Below are 18,712 nucleotides of genomic sequence, written 5' to 3'. Positions count from 1 at the left end.
CACTTTGGTGGTAACCTCAACTAAAAGCCCGGACACGCTACAGATACAAACTATATATTAATGGGTTCGAGCAGTTTGGCGCTGTATGCGACTGAGGTTAAAGCGTCACCACTTCAGTGCGCATTATGTACGTTATGTTAAATTATATTTACTAATAAGAAGAGCACGTTTTTGGGTGCTCTTCTCTGCTGTGCTGTATTTGCTTGGTTATCTAGCGAAGCTATTCAACATAACTGGATTTACCATAAAATAGCTAATAACTACTTTGCTATCTAACGATATCAACTTGGTTATTAGCCACCTGCTAATTTAACTTTAAAGCCTTTCTTCTCAAGTATCGCTTTAATTTTGTCTCGCATGTCGCCTTGGATTTCGATTTCACCATCTTTAACCGAACCACCACAACCGCAGACTTTCTTGAGTTCGGCGGCAAGCAGCTTAAGCGGCGCGTCATCCAGGTCTAGTCCTTTGATGATGCAGACACCTTTACCTTTACGTCCTTTCGTTTCTTTGTGAATACGAACAATACCATCACCTTTAGGACGTTCTGCTTGCTCTGGTTCCTGCTTAATTCGGCCGACGTCTGTCGAATATACGAGTGTCATGATCTTTACTACTTCTTGTGTTGTGTTTCTGCTCGCTGTTTAGCAAGCAAAAAAGCTTCGATGTGTTTTTGAATAGCAACTTTAGAACCTTTGATTAAGCGGCCATTAAAAAAGCAGTACCATCCATTTGCTTCACCAGTGTCGTTTTTGAGGCTGAACCCGTTGAAGTTCTCTTGCGTTCCTGCAGCAACTTCTCGTTTACGGCCGACCGATTCAAATTCGCGAGGATCGATAATTGATGCAGTATCACACCACCAATCGATACTCTTCTTCACTGCCGCAAGGTTGCCGGTCAAAACATGGTTTTTTATCTGAACTTGCCATACTTCAGTTGAATTTGGTGCAGATTTGAGGGTAAACCCTCTATAAGTAGCTATAGCCATACGCATCTGGTTCTTTTAGTTGCAGTTACCTAAATAATAATTGTATATCTCGGGTTAGCAAGTATATTTATTATCAAAACATTAAGTTATAGTGCGCTAGTATGAAAAAAAACCTTACCGTCGTCACAGATCAAAGCATTTTAAAACAGATGCTTATCGATTTTGGTCGTCTAGTCACTCTCGAACAGTTCAATCAACTCACCCAACATCAGTACAGTCGCAATTCATTACTTGCGTTCACTAAAGACTGGAATCTATTTCTGGAATTCTGTCAATTGCGATCAGTTAACGCAATTCCTGCATCAATCACCGCAGTGCGTCAGTTCATTGAATTTGAGGCTCGTTCCAGAAAATTTAGCACTCTTAAACGTTACACGGTCACCATAAGTTTAGTTCACACCCTACTCGGCCAACGAGACCCGACAACGAATAGTCAGGTGCGCACATCGTTACAGCGACTACGGTTAGATAAACATGGCGATGCCACACAAGCTCAAAGTTTTAATCAAGACCATCTGAGTCAGCTATTTGGAAAGCTTAAAGATCGTCAGGCAATAAAAACGATCCGGGATCTTGCGATTTACCACGTTATGTTTGAGTGTGCGTTAAAGCGCTCAGAGCTTAAATCTCTCGATGCATCTCAGTTAGTTAGGCTTAATAACGAACAACCTAATTTGAGTTTGCAAATGTCAGGCTACACTTATTCGCTTTCTGAACAAGCGAGTCAATGTCTGTCGAAATGGCTCACCTGTATCGAAGATACAAGTGGCGTACTTTTCCGAGCTATCGATCGACATGGTAACGTTTCTACATCTCCACTTGATGATTCATCAATATTTCGGATCCTACGAAACGCAGGAAGATATTTGGGCGATGAACAATTGCGTTTCTCCGGACAATCAACGCGCATAGGAGCGGCGAAAGAACTGGCGAAACAAGGATATAAAGCAAGAGAGATTCAAGAATTCGGGCGTTGGCTCAGCCCTGCGATGCCTTATCAATACATTGGTGATAAAAATACCGCAGAGCGAGAGAAGCTAAAATTTGTGAAATTTAAGCCTTGGGAGTAAGTGAGGTGCGAACACAATCTGCCAGGAAATCGGCAAACTTATGGCCGTTATGTTCAAGCATTTTAGGGAACATTGAAATCGGCGTCATGCCTGGGAAAGTGTTTACCTCGTTGAGATAAACCTGACCTTCTGGTGTTAAGAAGAAATCAATACGCGACAAATGACGCAGTTTCATGTGGGTGAAGACTTTCTCAGCAACACTGTGAATCAAAGTTTGTTGGTCGTCAGTCAAATTACCCGCTTCCACTTCAGTGCGCGAGTGGCTGTCGGTACTGTACTTTTCCTCGTAACTGTAAAACGCATCTTCAGGAGCAATAATTTCACCAGGTTTGGTGATAAAAACCTTACCACCCATTTCATAGGCGGCGACTTCCAGTTCACGGGGTTTAACGGCCTTCTCAACCAGTACTTGCTCTGAATAACTAAATGCGGCATCAATAGCGGGAGCAATTTGATCCTCTTTGGTGACCTTGTAACAGCCAACAGAAGACCCTTGACGTGCAGCTTTGATAAAGAGACTGCCCCACTTAGCAAACGCTTCTTGACTCGACTTTAGTGCATCCGCATTGTTTTCTGACAAGAACAGATAAGGTGTGTTTGGAATACCTAACGCGTCGTACCATAGTTTGGATGTAATTTTGTTAAAGCTATTTGAACTGGCTTCTGGGCCACAGCCTAAGTAAGGAATACCAGCAAGTTCAAACATGGATTGAATGTCGCCCGTTTCACCCGGATAACCATGGATACACGGCACAACAAAATCGATCTTGATTGATAAGCCTTCGCCATTTAATGTGGCTGAGTTTGTATCCAGATAAACTATCTCACCGCAATCCGAGAACCATCCCTCTTTTTTCATTTCAACCCTGAACACATCAAATTCAGGAGTTTGTGATAATTGCTGCTGCAAATAGTTAGCAGAAACCAGCGACACTTCATGTTCAGAAGAGCCGCCGCCACACAAAAGTAAGATAGTCGTTTTTGTCATTAGATCTTTCCGTGACACCAGAGATTATTTGTCCACTATGATAGACAATTCGCCATGAACTTACACCGTTCGAGACAATTTCTCACACAATCATGGTTTAAGTGGTCAGAGAACAAACAACAAAGGGGCCAAATCGCCCCTTTTATCGTTTCAGTCAGAGTTAGTTAAGCTTATTCAGCGTCGGGAACTCAGAGTTTTTAATTGAGTCAATGCTCTTCACAAAAGGTTTCAGAGACTGGAACTCACTTGGTAGCGTGGTAATCGCTTCCGCTGCTTCTTTGCGCGTCGCGTAGTCACCATAAAGCACGGTGTACCATTTTGTTCCGTTTACAACTTTGTAGTTTTCCCAAATTGGCTGGCCATCTTTTGGCAGATTGTTGGCAAAGTGATCCACTTTGTTCTGAGTGCCTACAGCAACGACCTGAATCGTAAAACCGTAGCGAGGATTCATCGCAACTTGCTTGGCTGTCGGAGGCGTGATGGCAACTGCAGGTTTCGCCTGAGTTTGCGGGCTCATTTTAACCACTTTCTTATCGTTTTCAGCTGGCGCCATCTTGATGACGTTCATTTCAACGTTTTGTTCTGTCACACCTACTGCTGTTCCTTCGTCTGAAACAACTGGTTGAGGCACTTCAGCTACCGCATATTCTTCCGTATGACTTTCCGTGGTCACATCTGTGATGTAGCTTCCCGAGGAACAAGCAGCGAGTAGCGCTGACAAGCCAACAATTGCAACTTTTTTCATGGATTCATAAACACTCTAAGTAGAAAGTAATTAAATCATGCCGATAGCGGCGCTGAGAATCAAGCTTAGCGTCCGATTTATCAAGGATATCCTGTGATTTGTGACACAAAGTCGACTCACTCCGGTGCTGACAGGATCACAACCAGACCAAATAGACGAACAGCCAATACGAGAATTGGTTAGGATATAGACAGGTCAACTTGCGGCGCAATAATTATGAATAATTTAAGTCAGTTACTGAAGCCTAAATCCGTTGCGGTGATTGGTGCCTCTATCCGCCCATTCCGTGCCGGCAATATTGTGATGAAGAATTTGCTGCAAGGAGGATTTGATGGCGCCATTATGCCAGTGACTCCCTATTATCCCTCCGTTTGTGGCGTCCTTGCGTACAAAACCATTGATGCGCTGCCGTTAGTTCCGGATATCGCAATTTTATGCACTCACGCGTCACGTAATATTTCCATTTTTCGTCAGTTGGCCGAAAAAGGCGTATCCAACGTCGTTGTCCTCTCTTCCGATATGTATTCACTGGATGCTCAGGGGCGAGAAATCCAAGAACAATGTAGCGCCATCGCCAAAGAGGCAGGAATGCGTGTCCTTGGGCCGAACAGCTTGGGGCTGATTCTTCCCTGGATCAATTTCAATGGCTCTTTCTCTCCCGTGACTGCGCTTAAAGGCAACATTGCTTTCATTTCACAATCAGCGGCTGTATGCACCACGATTCTTGATTGGGCAAACGATAAAGAGATCGGGTTCTCTGCTTTTGTTTCCTTAGGTAACGCCAGTGACATCGACTTTTCCGACCTGCTCGACTGTCTCAGCACCGACAAATATACCGATGCCATTCTGCTTTACGTTGATACAATTAAAGACGCGAGACGCTTTATGTCAGCGGCGCGTGCAGCATCACGCAACCGGCGGATATTGGTTCTGAAAGGCGGACGCACGAGCGCCGGACGCAAGGCCGCTCAAATGCATACCGGCGGCGATGACACACTGGACATCATTTACGATTCAGCCATTCGACGCACGGGTATGTTGAGAGTAAACAACACGCATGAGTTGTTCGCTGCCGTAGAAACCTTGACTCATTCAGTCCCTCTCCGCGGCGAGCGCTTGGCGATCATCACCAACGGCGGCGGGCCGGCAATTATGGCGATTGATACATTGTTAGAGCGAGGCGGGAAACTGGCCGAGCTTGAAGAAAGTGTGTACGAAAAGTTGAATCAGTGCTTGCCGCAGAGCTGGTCGCACAGTAATCCTATCGACATTGTTGGCGACGGCGACCATACCCGTTATGTGAATGCACTTAAAGCCGTACTGGATAGCGAGACTATTGATGCCATTCTGATCATGCATAGCCCCTCAGCAATTGCTCATTCTGAACAGACGGCTCAAGCTATTGTCGATGTAATTAAAGCGCATCCTCGTTCACCACGATTTAATATTCTGACCAACTGGTCTGGCGAAATGACGGCCAAGCCAGCGCGGCAGATTTTTAATCAAGCTGGTATTCCGACTTATCGTACTCCCGAGAGCGCAGTCGTGGCCTTCATGCACTTGGTCGAGTACCGCCGCAACCAAAAACAACTGATGGAGACCCCAACCACGGCGGAAGCGGTCCATGTCTCAGAAGTGAACAGTGCCAAACAATGGATAGAAGAACATCTGGAGAGTAATAATCTGGTTCACCTTGATACCCACCAGATTGGCACTTTGCTGAGATGTTTTAACTTCAATGTGCTACCGACCTGGATAGCATCTGATGCCAGCGAAGCCGTGCATATTGCTGAAACGATTGGTTATCCGGTTGCGGTAAAGCTGCGCTCACCGGACATTGCCCATAAATCCGATGTTCAGGGTGTCATGCTCAATCTGCGCAACAGCACTGAAGTCGCCAGCGCAGCGCAGGCGATCTTAGACCGAACACAGATCTCCTACCCATCAGCCAACATTCACGGCTTGCTTGTCCAAGCCATGGCTAAACTCGCTGGCGGTGAAGAGCTGCGTATTAAAGTGAAACACGATACCACATTCGGCCCAGTGATCCTGCTTGGGCAGGGAGGATCAGAGTGGAATGAATCGATCGATGCCGCCGCAGCCTTACCGCCTCTCAACATGACGCTGGCGCGTTATTTGATTGTGCGGGCTATTCGCAGCGGGAAGATTCGTCTGCAGAAATTGCCTGTGCCGATAGACATTGAAGGTTTGTCTGAATTCCTGGTCCGAATTTCCCAAATGGTGGTGGAATGCCCGCAAGTTCACGAACTGGATATTCATCCAGTATTGGTAAATGGCAGTCAATTTACCATCCTCGATGCAGACTTAACGCTCAAACGTTTTGAAGGCGACGCACAAAGCAGACTGGCGATCCGCCCTTACCCGTCAGAGATGGCGGAAGACGTTCAGGCCAAAGACGGCGAGCTGGTGACCATTCGGCCAATTCTTCCTGAAGATGAACCCGATCACGCCGCATTTATTAAGAAAGTCAGTAAAGAAGACCTTTATAAACGCTTTTTCTCTGATGTCGGTGAATTTCATCACGAAGCGCTAGCCAACCTGACTCAGATTGACTACGACCGGGAGATGGCGTTTGTTGCGGTAAGCCATCAGGGCGATAAAGATGAGATCATTGGCGTTTCGCGCGCTTTGATTAATCCAGAGAACACCGATGCCGAATTTGCGATTCTGATTCGATCCGATCTCAAAGGAAAAGGGTTAGGTAAAATTTTGATGGGCAAGATCATAGATTACTGCCGTCACAAAGGCACAACCCAGATGTCGGGAATGACCATGCCAACCAACCGAGGCATGTTAACTTTGGCTCAGCGACTCGGATTTGAAGTCGATATCCATTTTGAGGATGGTACGGCAGATATGGTACTGCCACTCAATCCTTAGCAGCGATAAGCAGAAAGGCGGATCTTATTGATCCGCCTTTCTATTTTTGATCTTAAACTAGATTCCAGTGCTTCTTAAGGTATTGAATACACCAGGATTTCGCCTCACCGATTTTGTTTCGGCGCCAAGCCATAATGATTTCCATTTTCGACCCTTGGCTACCTTCAATTTTCTTTAACTTACCTTCAGCAATCAACGGTTCGGCAACATGCTTTGGTAGCGTACCGATACCTAAACCATTCACCAAAGCCTGGCACTTCGCATTAAAATTGGTCACCGTTAAACGTGGCTGCTTCTGAAGGATATTCACACTCATCGCTGGCTGGTCGCGAGCTGTATCGGCAATAGCAATCGCACGATACTTCTGACGTGCTTCTTCGTCAAATTCACCCGTCCGCTTATGCACATAATGGTTACTTGCCGCTACCCAGACCATTTCCATCTCACCCAATGTCTCAGCCTTAACGTCCTGAGGAAGCGTTTCAATACGAGGACAAATCAGTAAGTCTGCGCGATCAGTCGCCAGAGATTCCCAGCTACCCGCAAGAATTTCTTCCTGTAAGCGAATACGGGTTTTGCTCACATTGCCCAGCGCTTCAACTAATGGGAAGAAGTTCGCAATCGGTATGATGCCATCAAACGCTACGGTGATATCCAGCTCCCAGCCGTTAGCCAGAAGCGTTGCGTCATTAACGAGCTTCTCGGTCGCAGACAAAATGGCCCGCCCGCGTTCCAGAATGAGCTTACCCGCATCGGTGAAATTCGCTTTGTGACCGGAGCGGTCGAAAATCATGATATCCAGATCTTGCTCCAGTTTTTGAATCTGATAGCTAAGCGAACTCGGAGCACGATTTAGTTCATTCGCCGCCGCTGCAAAACTGCCTCGTCGGTCAATCGCATCGAGAATATGTAACGCTTCTAACGTAATTGGACTTTGCAAAACCAACATCCTTATATTGATAGAACACCCAGTTATTTGTGATCCAAATCACACTTATTTAATAAAGCAAAAACTTTATTTCTAGTGCAATTATTAATTAACTTATTGATATATTGGAAGTAACTATGAACAGAGTACCCACTTTCGCAGCAAAAACCAACAATAAACACAAATGCAAATGATAGTAATTATTATTTAGATCAAATAGACTCTGCGGCGAACTTACGTTACATGGATTTAATAAGGTAAAAGCAGATGTATAACAAATCTTTACTATCGATTGCGATTGTTCTTGCCCTTTCTCCTTCCGCCTATGCCGATGATTATGCCTCATTCGACGAAGTGGTGGTATCGGCAACCCGCACAAATCAAACGTTAGGCAATACCGCCGCGAAAGTCGACGTTGTCAGTGACAAAGACATTGAAAAAAACATGTCAAAAGATGTTGCGGAAGTGTTTGAGTACACACCGGGTGTAACCGTGAACGGTTCTAATCGTCAAGGCATTCAAACCGTCAACATTCGTGGGGTTGAAGGGAACCGAGTCAAAATTCTTGTCGATGGCGTGGCTCAAGGTCAATCTTTCGACGGCGGCAACACCGAATTCGTGAACTCCAGTGCAGTGTACATTGAACCAGACATGGTCAAAAGCGTAGAAGTCGTGAAAGGCGCGGCTTCAAGTCTTCACGGCAGCGATGCGGTCGGCGGGGTTGTCGCATTCGAAACTAAAGATCCGCGCGATTTTCTCAAAGATGGTGAATCCTTTGGCGGCCAGGTGAAGCTCTCTTACTTTTCAGAAGACAAATCATTCAGTGAGCACGTCGCACTGGCAAACCGTATCGGCGATCTGGAAACTCTGGTCGCATTCACCCGTCGTGACGGCCAGAACGTCAATAACTTCGCCAATGGCGAACATGAAAACTATTCCGTTACAGATCAAGACACAGAGAAAAACGATCTGCTTCTCAAGCTGCAATATCAGCTAAACCCTGCTCATCGTATTGAGCTGCTGGGCGAAATCACGCACAACGAGTCGAACTCGGATATCTATCATTCGACTTACACCAATTACACTGGTGACGATACGACCAAGAAAACACGTTTGGGATTGAAGCACATCTGGAACGCAGACATTGGCATGGCAGACACCATTACCAGTAAAGTCACCTGGCAGAAAAAGGACGACAACGGTGTCACTCACCGTTCAACCTCGTCAAACAACCAGACCAAAGACTACGTATATAAAGACAATCGTTGGGATGTGGAAACTCAATTCGACAAACTGTTAACCACTGGCAGTGTAGAACATAACTTCATTTATGGTATCAGCTTGACCGCTGCTGATATCGAAAACACCAATATCCAGTATGATTCATCGACCAACAGCAGCTCTCAAATCGTGTACACACCGGATGCGAAAGAGCGAAAGGTTGGCGTGTTCCTGCAAGACGAAATGGCATTTTTGAACGGTGACCTGATCGTCACACCGGGTCTGCGTTACGACTGGTTCAACACCAATCCTGGTGATGTGGAAGGCACAAATTACGAAACCTACAAAGATTCCGCAGTGACTGGTCGAGTCGGCGCTGTTTACCATCTCAATACCGAAAACAGCGTTTTCTCCCAAGTCAGCCAAGGCTTCCGAGCACCGACGTTTAGTGAGCTTTACTATGTTTACGCTGGTGGCTGTTACTATGGCTTCTGTTATGAAAACATTCCTAACCCAGATCTGAAGTCAGAAGAAAGCGTTTCTTACGAGCTGGGTTACCGCCACAAAACGGATGCCTCGCGATCAGAGATTTCGGTATTCTACAGTGATTACGACAACTTTATTGATCAAACCAGTACCAACGATGGCTCAATGACTTCGTACTACTACACCAACATTGATAAGGCGACCATCAAAGGTGTGGAGCTGAGCAATACGCTATTGCTGGATAAACTTGTGAATGCCCCACAAGGTATGAGCACCAAGCTGGTGGCAGCATACACAGAAGGCGAAGATGGCGAAGGCAACCCGTTAAACAGTGTTAACCCCTGGAATGCAGTCGTTGCCCTGAACTATGACGCACCGAGCACTCAATGGGGTTCAAGCCTAAAGGTAAACTACACGGCGAAGAAATCGTCCAGTGATATCAACAGTGAGGATTCCGCACAAACTGAACTACCAAGTGCAACCATCATTGATATCACCGCATACTATAAGCCAATCAAAGACGTAACTCTGACAGCAGGTATTTTCAATCTGACCGACAAAGAGTATTACAAGTGGAACGATGTACGCGGGTCAAGCGAACTGGATCTGGATAAGTCTCAGCCAAAACGTAACTTTGCCATTACCGCGAAGTACGAATTCTGATGACGCACATTTGAAGGATCAAAAAAGCCAGCGAAAGCTGGCTTTTTTACATTTAATGCATTCAAAAGGAAAAGAAAAAATGAGAATGAACTAAATTATTTGTTTTCTGCCATCTCTTTTTTCACCATAACAACTGCCGCTACGATAAAAGTGATGATTAGCGCGAGTTCCATTGACTCCCCCTATTTTAGAGCTACTTCTGGTCCAAATTTGGAACAATTGAAGTTTAACACGTCTAAAACATATTTGTAGCTTTTAGCCTAAGAATTCCCTTTTTTATCGACCGAGATCAATATCGGTGTCAACTACATGAAATTTTAAGTTTTCTGAACCGAATTTTCGATTTTTTCAAAAGATAACTTGAGAGTTGTTTATTTCATCATCACTTTGCCACCCACCATTTTTAAAGCAGGCGTCCCCCTGACCATTGCGTCCCTGGCAAACTCGCTACCACAATTTGGGCAGCGACCATCACCGGATGTGAAATCCTGAGCAATACGTTCTTTAAAGCACTTCACTAAAGCTCCTTTTCCACCTTTATGATACTTAAGCAATAGTGTCCGGCACTTGGCACAGTAGATATCAACTACCTTTTCCGGCAGTTTTTTTCTTGGTTTTGCCATCTCAATCGAGCTCGGGTTTAACCCATACCTGGCTGAAATCAAACCATCCCAAGGCATTGCACTTGGCATTCTGTAGCGAGCCACACTGATCTTTTGATACTCCCAGCCAACAATGGAACATTGGGATAATTTGGTGTTGCTCCACAAGCGACTTACCCAGTTCTCTTGCGGGGAAGGTCGCGTATTTGTCCGCGCGCCATTGATCGACTAATCCACACCAGTAATTGAAATCATCAGCCAAACTCAGGTGTTCAACATCCGAATAGTTCAACAGCCAGCCTGCTAATGCGTCATCACGATGATTGGCAATCCCCATGGCTTTAATCCAGATATCCACCTCACCCACTTCGGTTAGGGAAAGCTCATATTTGATGAATTCAACGTTGATGCCATCCTCATTGAGAACTTGTTGTATCACCTTCGCAAGCGTTGGAAACATGGGATGCTGCGCATGATAGGCAACCGTGACAGTACGTTGCGCAGGTGGTGTGATGGAAAAATTACTTGGCGCCTGATGGTACCAACCCGGCTTCAAACCATAGGCAGGCAGCACGCCGAGCTCAACTACTTTTTCCTCGGGTAATCGGCGGAACAAGTTGAGAGTACTCAGTTTGTTATGAAAATAGGTTGCCCACTCATCCTCTTTGGCAAGACCATTTTTCTTATTCAGCAACAGATAGGTACATCCCGGATCGAGATCCACATCTTCTGTAGAGGATCCTCGCTGCGTTTTAATGGGGTGAGACAAACTCGGGAAGACCATCGATGAATGCACTTCGTCAATCACCCACACTTCAACCCGATCCAACAACGGGCGAAAACCAAAATAGCCATCAAATGCCTGCAGAACCAAACGTTTTTCGTCATTGACGATCACCTTGTATGGACCGCTCCCGACTGGCATCAGGTCAAAATCTTCACTGCGCTGAGATTCCGGTAACAGGATCTTCGCGCACGCTTCCGACAGCAGCAACGGTAAACGGTGATCCGGTTTTTGCAGGTGGATATCCACCACACAATCTCCCGGAGACTCCACCTGATCAATGTGAGAAAACAGATTCACAAAGCGCAGTTCCCACAGGCTTTGAATGACAATATCCGTCGTCAACAGTTCACCATTATGGAAGCGCACACCCGGGCGAATATAGAACCGCCAATGAGTAGGTGTAATTGCTTGCCAGGTATGAGCAAGATCTGGCTGTAACTGCTCGTCTTCATCAAGCCGCGTCAGGCCGCTGTAGATCTGGCGCGCAATGTGTTGCTCTGAGCGACGCATTGGTTTGGCCGGATTGAGCATCGACAGTGGTCGGTAGTATGGCAGCCGGACAACTTGCAGACCTTCTTGATGCTGAACCCCGAGGTAGCTCTGAATCACCTGAGTCAGCTTGGCAGCATCCTGATCCAAAACCGATAACGCTTGGCCGATCTTTCCTTCTTCAAGATAACGCCGGGCGAGATTTTCACTGACATCGGCTCGACTGCGTTTAAACAGCAACTGAGACAATTTGCCGCGCCCCGCGGCCGGATGCCATTCTATCCAGCCCTCTTCTTCCATTTTGTTCAGCACAATACGTGCATTACGACGGGTACAGAACAGAATTTCAGTGACATCTTCGAGCTGGGTTTCAGCATCCTGACCATTGAAGTGTTCGAATAGGGTTTCGAACTGGACACGTAAGCGGGGGCTACTCATAAAGGGGAAATCTCATTTAAACAGCTACGAAATGAGTTTCCCTATTTTATGGTATTTTTTCAAGTCAGAGACAGGATTCTTTAAGCGATATCACAACCCAGTTCAGCCGCTAGTTGGCGCAGTTGCTCTTCGTTGTCCAACTTCAATGACCACTTTGCTTCAGAGCCATTCACGGCCACCACATTCGCTCCGCGACCAATCAGTTCGACCGCATCACTTTGCGCCTGAAGCGTCACATGATGGTCACCTTGTAAACGGATCACCAGCTCATGCGCCGTGACGATAATTTTTCCGCTTTTAAACTCAATAACCATTTAAGCCTCAGTGTTCAGTTTCTGCTTATTGTTTTTTGCTTTCTTAACCGCCATGGTCAGGCGGCTGGTGCACACCAAACGGCCGCGATCGTCGGTCATCGTGATTTGCCAAACCTGAGTCGATACGCCCAAATGAATTGGCGTTGCCGTCCCAATCACATGACCGTCACGCATTGAGCGAATATGATTAGCATTAATATCCAGACCAACGCAGTAAGAATCATCATCCACACAGAAATTTGCCGCCACAGAGCCCAATGTTTCAGCCAGAACAACCGAAGCGCCGCCGTGCAGCATACCCAAAGGTTGATGAGTAAAATGACAAACAGGCATAGTAGCCGATACAGAATTATCCCCGATCTCGGTATAAACAATATTGAGATGATCAATCAGCGTATTTTTTGAAGTTGCATTAAGAATCTCCAGACTGATCGGTTTTTTCCAAATTTCCATAGGTAATTCCTTGAGATGAGACGCAGACAGGTGCGCAGCAAAGAAATGCGAGTGGGTTCTATTGTAACGCTCTGAATGCCAATGACAAAACCACATTCACCTTCAATTCAGCTTAAGCCATGATATTATTTGCACGTTTAATATTAACCTCTGAAAATTATGGAGCCAGCAATGCGTTCATGGTTTAAAGCTTCTTGTATTCTGACAGCGATCGGTCTGACCGCATGTGCCGCATCCCCTACCGGACGAAACCAGATCCTGCTGTTTTCGAGCAACGACATGAGCAATTTAGGCGCTCAGTCTTTCACACAAATGAAACAAGACACACCGATTGATCAAGACGCAAAAACCAATGCTTACGTGCAGTGTGTAGCGAACGCCATCACCGCGCAAGTCCCCAAGCAAGCGGGGGTCGAACAATGGGAAGTCGTGGTGTTCAACAGTGAGCAAGTGAATGCTTTCGCCCTGCCCGGAGGCAAGATTGGCGTTTACACCGGACTGCTCAAAGTCGCGGTCAATCAAGACCAATTGGCAACGGTGCTTGGCCATGAAGTTGCACACGTACTGGCCAATCACAGTAACGAGCGCTTATCACAAACTCAGTTGGCAAGTGTCGGTTTGCAGGTAACGGATATGGCTATCGGCTCTTCAGCCTATGCTCAATACAAAGACATCACGATGGCCGCGTTGGGCGTGGGCGTTCAATACGGAGTGATCCTTCCTTACGGCCGATCTCAGGAGTCTGAAGCTGATATCGTTGGACTGGAGATCATGGCTAAAGCGGGGTTCGATCCACGCCAAAGCATCGAACTTTGGAAAAACATGGCAAAAGCGTCAGGAGGCAACCAGCCACCAGAACTGCTTTCAACCCACCCTTCGCACAGCACCCGCATTCAGGATCTGACTGCGATGATTAAAAAATTGCCGTCTTATTCTGTACCACATCCGCAGTGTGGCTGAGATAACTTAAGTCAATTGGGGTTATTTGCATCAAATCAATACAAATAACCCATTGATTTGCCGCGTTTGATGCAATACCCCTTTAAATCTTGTGCGTAAAGTGGATAATACGCGCTTACGAAATTTTACAAGGTGGGTATTATGTCTACTGAAGCAACGCTACTTGAACGCTGCGAATCTAAATGTGAACTCTGTTCTGCAGAGTCACCGCTAACTCCTTTTGTGGTTGCACCACACACGCAAATTACTGTGGATCACGCAGTGATGCTTTGCGATACCTGTAAAGGTCAAATCGAAGACCCAGACACAGTAGATGCAAACCACTGGCGCTGCCTGAATGACAGCATGTGGAGTCAGGTTACGCCTGTTCAGGTGTTGGCTTGGCGTCAACTGAAGCGCCTGGCGACTTCTGAAGGCTGGGCTCAGGATCTGGTCGAAATGATGTACATGGACGAGGAAACTCAGAAATGGGCAGAAATCGGCATGGACGATGACGCAGAGAAACCACTGGACGTGAACGGCGTTGAGCTGAAAAAAGGCGATGACGTAACCGTGATTAAAGATCTGCCAGTAAAAGGTTCCAGCATGGTGATCAAACAAGGTACTGCGGTACGCGGTATCGCACTGACCGATGATCCTAAACACATTCAGGGTAAAGTGAACGGTCAAACGATGTACATTATTGCGGAATACTGCCGCAAGAAGTAATTCAGAAAAAGCGCGGCTCCGGCCGCGTTTTCTTGATCTGTCATAAAGTGCCAATAAAAAAGCCGACATCACTGTCGGCTTTTTGTGTTTAGCTTAGCGTGATAAACCAATATCACGTTGCATGTGGCTAGATAGTTCTGCACTGTAGTAGCTGCGAGTTTGCTGGCTATCAACAAACAGAATATCAACCAAATGTTTCATCAATCCTTTGAAGTTAACCGGGTAGGTTTTTTTATCCATAGAGGTTGGTGCTGTAACAGTACCCAAATGCATTGCTTGTGCCATGTGAGCCTCTCTTAAATAAATCGGTAACTTACTGTGTTGGCTCGAATATTAGGCAAGTTTGTTCGAATAAAAAAATGACAAAAATTGGCCATTCGGATTAGTTAAACTTATGAAACAAGGTGATAACAATCGCAAAAATACCCATTCAGAAATGACGCATTTTTAGTCATTTAAATTGCTGCCATCAGCATAATTAACGCGTGAGTATTTTAAATGGTCACAACCGCATACAATTATTTTACATCTAAATATCTGAAAAAATTTGATCCGGAGATAAAACGGTGTTCACCGCCAGGTTGATACCTCACTGGCAGCGAATGCGTTTCTAATCCTCTGATTTTACTTGTCTCAATCTAGTCTCGGCGTGACCTCTTATCATCGACGCAATCACCGCAGTCACCATGGTGAATAACAAAACCAACAAGGAGACAGGCGTTGGGATCTCCCAGGCAGATCCGACAAGTAACATTTTCACCCCAATAAACATCATGATGAAAGATAACGCAGGTTTGAGGTAAATAAACTTATCCATCATTCCCTGAAGAACAAAGTAAAGAGACCGTAATCCAAGTAATGCGAACACGTTGGCAGCCAACACCAAAAACGGTTCCTGTGTCACCGCAAAGATGGCAGGGATAGAATCCAGTGCAAACATTACATCCATGAAGGCAATCACACCAACGACAATCAACATCGGAGTAGCCCACCAGCGATGGTTGTGGCGAATCCACAATGCATTGCCGGCATAACTGTCCGACACAGGGAAAATACGGCGAATCAAGCGTTCAGGAAGCGGGTTGATCTCTTCGTCACCGTTATCGCGCGCCAACTGGATACCCGTCCAAATCAAGAACAGAGCAAAGACATACAGTAACCAATGATATTTAGCCAACAGTTCAGCCCCTACCATGATCATGACAGCCCGCAGAATCAGAGCACCGATCACCCCCCACAACAGCGCACGAGGCCGTAAATGCTCCGGTACCGTATACTGGTGAAAAATGATGGCAAACACGAACAAGTTATCGACGCTAAGTGATTTTTCCAGTAGATAGCCCGTCAGAAACGCAACAGTGGCTTTTTCTGCACTGTAATCACTGGCAGGCGCATAAAATTCCCAGCAGAAATAAATACTGACGGCGAAAGCAAAAGCAAGCACGAACCAAAACAGACTCCAGGCGACCGCGCGCTTTAACGTCACCGCACCGCCACGGGTTTGCCAAATATCGAGAGAGACTAAAGAAAGGGTCAGGATAGCGAATCCTGCATAGGTTATCGGGGTCATACAATCCTCCATAAGCGGAAGGATCGAAAACAGACACACCACGACACCTTCCGCATAGCAACGACCACTGCTCTAAAGCAGCGTTGAATGCGTTGGTCTCGTCGAAGCGGCTGATCTGTTGTTCAACAGTTCAGGCACTCATACTTGCCGGATAAGCCTAAGCTTAACGTGATGACGACAAGTAAACCGGTGGCGACTACTCCCCAAACAGGGCAATTCTATGCCCTCAGTTTCATCAGGTCCAGACCCAGATCAAAAAAGGAGCGATTCCCGCTCCTTTTTGTCAGATTCCGGCAAATGGCAGTATATAAACTAATGCTGACCATACCCCGACCCATGCTACGACAACTAGCGTGTCCAGCCAGTCTTTACTCCACATCTTTTCCCCCTTCAATTTCCGAGTTGAGAAACTGAGACAAAAAAGAGTCAGCAAAGAGTATGCCAAGCTAGTTTAGCCCGTTTACCGCCAGTGATTTACCCGGTTGCAACAAATCCGGCTGCTCAGACAACGTCTCAATAAACGCATCCGCCATCGAAACCGTCGTGACAATCCCCTCGCCCTGCATGTTCACCAGCGCGTCGTAACCCTCTTTGCCTTTCATGGTGTAGGCCGACGACGTACCGCAATAAATGCTATTAGGGTCAACGGGTTGCCACTGATTTTCGATGAAAATATGCAGTCGGCTGATACGCTGCCCCATCGGTTTTTCCGCATCATACTGGAACGACAGGTTGCTGGTGTACGGGTAACTGCCTGAACCGGTACCAGAAACGCCATTATTCGTCGCGTTATTGATTGCCCCTTCCAGCGTACTGGCAATGGTTTGCCCCGAGACTTTATACACACCGATCGGAACGGCAAACGGAAGCAGTTTTCCGGCAATATCGGCAACCGTCACTTCCCCCGGAAGAATCGAGGTGCGAACACCGCCTGCGTTGTGAATCGCAAACTGAACCTGATGACCCCGTTGGCGCATTGCATAGACAAATGATTTTGCCACCAGCGGTGCCAGTTCACTCGGGCCATCTTCATCAGGAATACGCACGTGACGCAGTTTCTCCGGCGCTTTCGCAATCACCTGGCTCTGCAGCTCACGTACGCGAGGGATATATTTATTGATCAAAATCCCCTGCACTTGCGGATCTTTCTTACACACCACCACATTCGGGTGATTGTTAACATACTCACACGCCTGCAAATGCGCTGAATCGCTGCCCGCTTCATTCATGCTGGCATCCAGGAACAGACGTCGGCCCAGCAGCAGCTCGTTACGACCTTCGAAGTGCACGACTTTGCCGTTCTGGTCAAAGTCAATATGACAGTGTCCAAGCGCCAACGCATATAGCCCGGCCTGAACAACGTAAGTCCCGTTGATAAACTGGCCGTATTCGTCTTCTTTCGAGAGCCCAAGCGCGCTAAAGTCGCCCTGCAGCACATGACTGTGTCCGCCCACAATCACACTGATGCCATCCACTTGCTCTGCGATCTCTTTGTCGACATCGTAACCTAAGTGGCTGACTAAAATAATTTTGTTGATGCCTGAACGCTGAATCTCTGCCACGGTATTGCGAGCAGTCTGCAGCGAATCGACAAACGGAGTGTCGATATCCGGGTTGGCGATATCGGCCATTTTATCCAGTGATAACCCGAATATGGCCACTTCACTGTCATCGACAGATTTTGTCACCCAATTAGCACAACGTCGCGCAGCATCAAACGCTTTGACGTTGTTGTTGTCCGACAAACGATAAGTTTTGTTGGTACGTTCAGCAGATAAGTCCCAGTTGCCCGCCAGCAACGGGAAATTGATTCGTTTGGCGAATTGAGCCACCGGCTCGTTGCCCATGTCCAATTCATGATTGCCCAGCGCCATCGCATCGATACCCAACGCATTGAGCATGTCGGCATTGGCTTTCCCTTTAAACAGGGAAAAGTACAAGGTGCCCTGGAAACAGTCACCGGCATGAACAAACACGAAGCCCCGCTTCATACGTGCTGCATCGTCTTTGAGCTGTTGAATGCGTGTTGCGATGCGTGCGAATCCACCTGCACTCACGAAAGGGATCAGCGTTTGGCCGTTGATGTCCAGTGTCAGTTGCAGGGAAGTTGGTTCGAAATAGGAGTGGGTATCGTTGATGTGTGCCAGAGTGACGGATGTAATCTCTTTTGTTCTTTTCATACTTTCTTTCTCTTTTCTTTCACTCTCATCCTAGCGCACCGATCATGACAGAATCGTGACTTTTATGAAATGGCTTTGAAAAGAAACTTAACGTATTTGATGTTTGTCACCCTTTACGCATCGGTAAAGATTCGGTATTGATCGCTGTAAGACACTGAATTTGTGATACATACATACTATTCTGTGAGTTAAGGTTCTGCCTTAGGCTTCTTTTTCCTTTA

The 18,712-nt window shown here is 46.5% G+C and carries 17 protein-coding genes; 5 read left to right on the top strand and 12 right to left on the bottom strand.

Translation table 11 applies throughout. The annotated features are described in order from the left end of the window. Positions 1-293 precede the first annotated feature (293 nt). Complete coding sequence (yciH, locus tag JIG40_RS20665) at positions 294-605, bottom strand: stress response translation initiation inhibitor YciH (RefSeq protein WP_158152120.1); 312 nt, start codon at positions 603-605, stop codon at positions 294-296. An 8-nt stretch (positions 606-613) separates the two neighbouring features. Then, positions 614-988 carry a DUF3319 domain-containing protein gene (locus JIG40_RS20660; RefSeq protein WP_024375550.1) on the bottom strand — a complete coding sequence of 125 codons (375 nt, stop codon included), beginning with the start codon at positions 986-988 and terminating at the stop codon, positions 614-616. A 101-nt stretch (positions 989-1,089) separates the two neighbouring features. Here JIG40_RS20660 and JIG40_RS20655 point away from each other — a divergent pair, with 101 nt between their 5' ends. Continuing rightward, positions 1,090-2,058, top strand: a complete 969-nt coding sequence (locus JIG40_RS20655) for a tyrosine-type recombinase/integrase (RefSeq protein ID WP_024375551.1) — start codon at positions 1,090-1,092, stop codon at positions 2,056-2,058. Here JIG40_RS20655 and JIG40_RS20650 read toward each other — a convergent pair. Further along, positions 2,042-3,046: a D-alanine--D-alanine ligase gene (locus JIG40_RS20650; RefSeq protein WP_020328553.1), complete on the bottom strand. Its 1,005-nt coding sequence runs from the start codon at positions 3,044-3,046 to the stop codon at positions 2,042-2,044. The two genes, JIG40_RS20655 and JIG40_RS20650, sit on opposite strands and share 17 nt — an antisense overlap. A 160-nt stretch (positions 3,047-3,206) precedes the next feature. Then, entirely contained in the window at positions 3,207-3,791 is a 585-nt protein-coding gene (locus JIG40_RS20645; protein ID WP_032081879.1) for an SPOR domain-containing protein, read from the bottom strand. Positions 3,792-4,007: 216 nt separating this feature from the next. Here JIG40_RS20645 and JIG40_RS20640 point away from each other — a divergent pair, with 216 nt between their 5' ends. Next, on the top strand, positions 4,008-6,692 hold the full coding sequence (locus JIG40_RS20640) for a bifunctional acetate--CoA ligase family protein/GNAT family N-acetyltransferase (RefSeq protein WP_100267801.1): 2,685 nt from the start codon (positions 4,008-4,010) through the stop codon (positions 6,690-6,692). Between the two features lie 52 nt (positions 6,693-6,744). On the opposite strand, the gene JIG40_RS20635 is transcribed toward JIG40_RS20640, so the two are convergent. Continuing rightward, complete coding sequence (locus JIG40_RS20635) at positions 6,745-7,632, bottom strand: LysR family transcriptional regulator (RefSeq protein ID WP_020328550.1); 888 nt, start codon at positions 7,630-7,632, stop codon at positions 6,745-6,747. 255 nt (positions 7,633-7,887) lie between these two features. Between JIG40_RS20635 and JIG40_RS20630 the strand changes: the two genes are divergently transcribed. Then, a complete protein-coding gene (locus JIG40_RS20630) occupies positions 7,888-9,990 on the top strand; it encodes a TonB-dependent hemoglobin/transferrin/lactoferrin family receptor (RefSeq protein ID WP_199466007.1) in 2,103 nt (700 codons plus the stop codon). A 371-nt stretch (positions 9,991-10,361) separates the two neighbouring features. Here JIG40_RS20630 and JIG40_RS20625 read toward each other — a convergent pair whose 3' ends face one another. From JIG40_RS20625 to JIG40_RS20610, 4 genes are all read right to left on the bottom strand, one after another. Further along, on the bottom strand, positions 10,362-10,613 hold the full coding sequence (locus JIG40_RS20625; protein ID WP_024375092.1) for a hypothetical protein: 252 nt from the start codon (positions 10,611-10,613) through the stop codon (positions 10,362-10,364). Between the two features lies 1 nt (position 10,614). Beyond that, complete coding sequence (locus tag JIG40_RS20620; protein ID WP_199466006.1) at positions 10,615-12,306, bottom strand: SgrR family transcriptional regulator; 1,692 nt, start codon at positions 12,304-12,306, stop codon at positions 10,615-10,617. Between the two features lie 80 nt (positions 12,307-12,386). Further along, on the bottom strand, positions 12,387-12,620 hold the full coding sequence (locus JIG40_RS20615) for a DUF3389 domain-containing protein (RefSeq protein WP_020328547.1): 234 nt from the start codon (positions 12,618-12,620) through the stop codon (positions 12,387-12,389). Beyond that, positions 12,621-13,073, bottom strand: coding sequence for a hotdog fold thioesterase (locus JIG40_RS20610; RefSeq protein WP_047458246.1), 453 nt, complete (start codon positions 13,071-13,073; stop codon positions 12,621-12,623). 171 nt (positions 13,074-13,244) lie between these two features. On the opposite strand from JIG40_RS20610, the gene JIG40_RS20605 reads away from it, so the two are divergent. Together JIG40_RS20605 and JIG40_RS20600 are read left to right on the top strand one after the other, a co-directional pair. Next, positions 13,245-14,033, top strand: coding sequence for a M48 family metallopeptidase (locus JIG40_RS20605; RefSeq protein WP_104965381.1), 789 nt, complete (start codon positions 13,245-13,247; stop codon positions 14,031-14,033). Between the two features lie 141 nt (positions 14,034-14,174). Next, on the top strand, positions 14,175-14,741 hold the full coding sequence (locus JIG40_RS20600) for a PhnA domain-containing protein (protein WP_020328544.1): 567 nt from the start codon (positions 14,175-14,177) through the stop codon (positions 14,739-14,741). A 93-nt stretch (positions 14,742-14,834) separates the two neighbouring features. Here JIG40_RS20600 and JIG40_RS20595 read toward each other — a convergent pair whose 3' ends face one another. The 3 genes from JIG40_RS20595 to JIG40_RS20585 all read right to left on the bottom strand — a co-directional run bounded on the left by JIG40_RS20595 (position 14,835) and on the right by JIG40_RS20585 (position 18,491). Further along, entirely contained in the window at positions 14,835-15,026 is a 192-nt protein-coding gene (locus JIG40_RS20595) for a hypothetical protein (RefSeq protein ID WP_020328543.1), read from the bottom strand. 325 nt (positions 15,027-15,351) lie between these two features. Continuing rightward, positions 15,352-16,311, bottom strand: coding sequence for a TerC/Alx family metal homeostasis membrane protein (locus JIG40_RS20590; RefSeq protein ID WP_199466005.1), 960 nt, complete (start codon positions 16,309-16,311; stop codon positions 15,352-15,354). A gap of 446 nt (positions 16,312-16,757) precedes the next feature. Beyond that, positions 16,758-18,491, bottom strand: a complete 1,734-nt coding sequence (locus JIG40_RS20585; protein ID WP_199466004.1) for a bifunctional UDP-sugar hydrolase/5'-nucleotidase — start codon at positions 18,489-18,491, stop codon at positions 16,758-16,760. Positions 18,492-18,712: the final 221 nt, after the last annotated feature.

It is taken from the genome of Vibrio sp. bablab_jr001 (genome assembly GCF_016464285.1).
GTDB lineage: Bacteria > Pseudomonadota > Gammaproteobacteria > Enterobacterales > Vibrionaceae > Vibrio > Vibrio fluvialis.
Note: the sequence above shows the minus strand (reverse complement) of the source record. Positions and strands in the feature narration are given on the sequence as shown.

Excerpts from the sequence above, each read along its gene's own strand:
- yciH (WP_158152120.1), bottom strand. The coding sequence starts at position 605 with ATGACACTCGTATATTCGACAGACGTCGGCCGAATTAAGCAGGAACCA.
- JIG40_RS20660 (WP_024375550.1), bottom strand. The coding sequence starts at position 988 with ATGGCTATAGCTACTTATAGAGGGTTTACCCTCAAATCTGCACCAAAT.
- JIG40_RS20655 (WP_024375551.1), top strand. The coding sequence starts at position 1,090 with ATGAAAAAAAACCTTACCGTCGTCACAGATCAAAGCATTTTAAAACAG.
- JIG40_RS20650 (WP_020328553.1), bottom strand. The coding sequence starts at position 3,046 with ATGACAAAAACGACTATCTTACTTTTGTGTGGCGGCGGCTCTTCTGAA.
- JIG40_RS20645 (WP_032081879.1), bottom strand. The coding sequence starts at position 3,791 with ATGAAAAAAGTTGCAATTGTTGGCTTGTCAGCGCTACTCGCTGCTTGT.
- JIG40_RS20640 (WP_100267801.1), top strand. The coding sequence starts at position 4,008 with ATGAATAATTTAAGTCAGTTACTGAAGCCTAAATCCGTTGCGGTGATT.
- JIG40_RS20630 (WP_199466007.1), top strand. The coding sequence starts at position 7,888 with ATGTATAACAAATCTTTACTATCGATTGCGATTGTTCTTGCCCTTTCT.
- JIG40_RS20625 (WP_024375092.1), bottom strand. The coding sequence starts at position 10,613 with ATGGCAAAACCAAGAAAAAAACTGCCGGAAAAGGTAGTTGATATCTAC.
- JIG40_RS20620 (WP_199466006.1), bottom strand. The coding sequence starts at position 12,306 with ATGAGTAGCCCCCGCTTACGTGTCCAGTTCGAAACCCTATTCGAACAC.
- JIG40_RS20615 (WP_020328547.1), bottom strand. The coding sequence starts at position 12,620 with ATGGTTATTGAGTTTAAAAGCGGAAAAATTATCGTCACGGCGCATGAG.
- JIG40_RS20610 (WP_047458246.1), bottom strand. The coding sequence starts at position 13,073 with ATGGAAATTTGGAAAAAACCGATCAGTCTGGAGATTCTTAATGCAACT.
- JIG40_RS20605 (WP_104965381.1), top strand. The coding sequence starts at position 13,245 with ATGCGTTCATGGTTTAAAGCTTCTTGTATTCTGACAGCGATCGGTCTG.
- JIG40_RS20600 (WP_020328544.1), top strand. The coding sequence starts at position 14,175 with ATGTCTACTGAAGCAACGCTACTTGAACGCTGCGAATCTAAATGTGAA.
- JIG40_RS20595 (WP_020328543.1), bottom strand. The coding sequence starts at position 15,026 with ATGGCACAAGCAATGCATTTGGGTACTGTTACAGCACCAACCTCTATG.
- JIG40_RS20590 (WP_199466005.1), bottom strand. The coding sequence starts at position 16,311 with ATGACCCCGATAACCTATGCAGGATTCGCTATCCTGACCCTTTCTTTA.
- JIG40_RS20585 (WP_199466004.1), bottom strand. The coding sequence starts at position 18,491 with ATGAAAAGAACAAAAGAGATTACATCCGTCACTCTGGCACACATCAAC.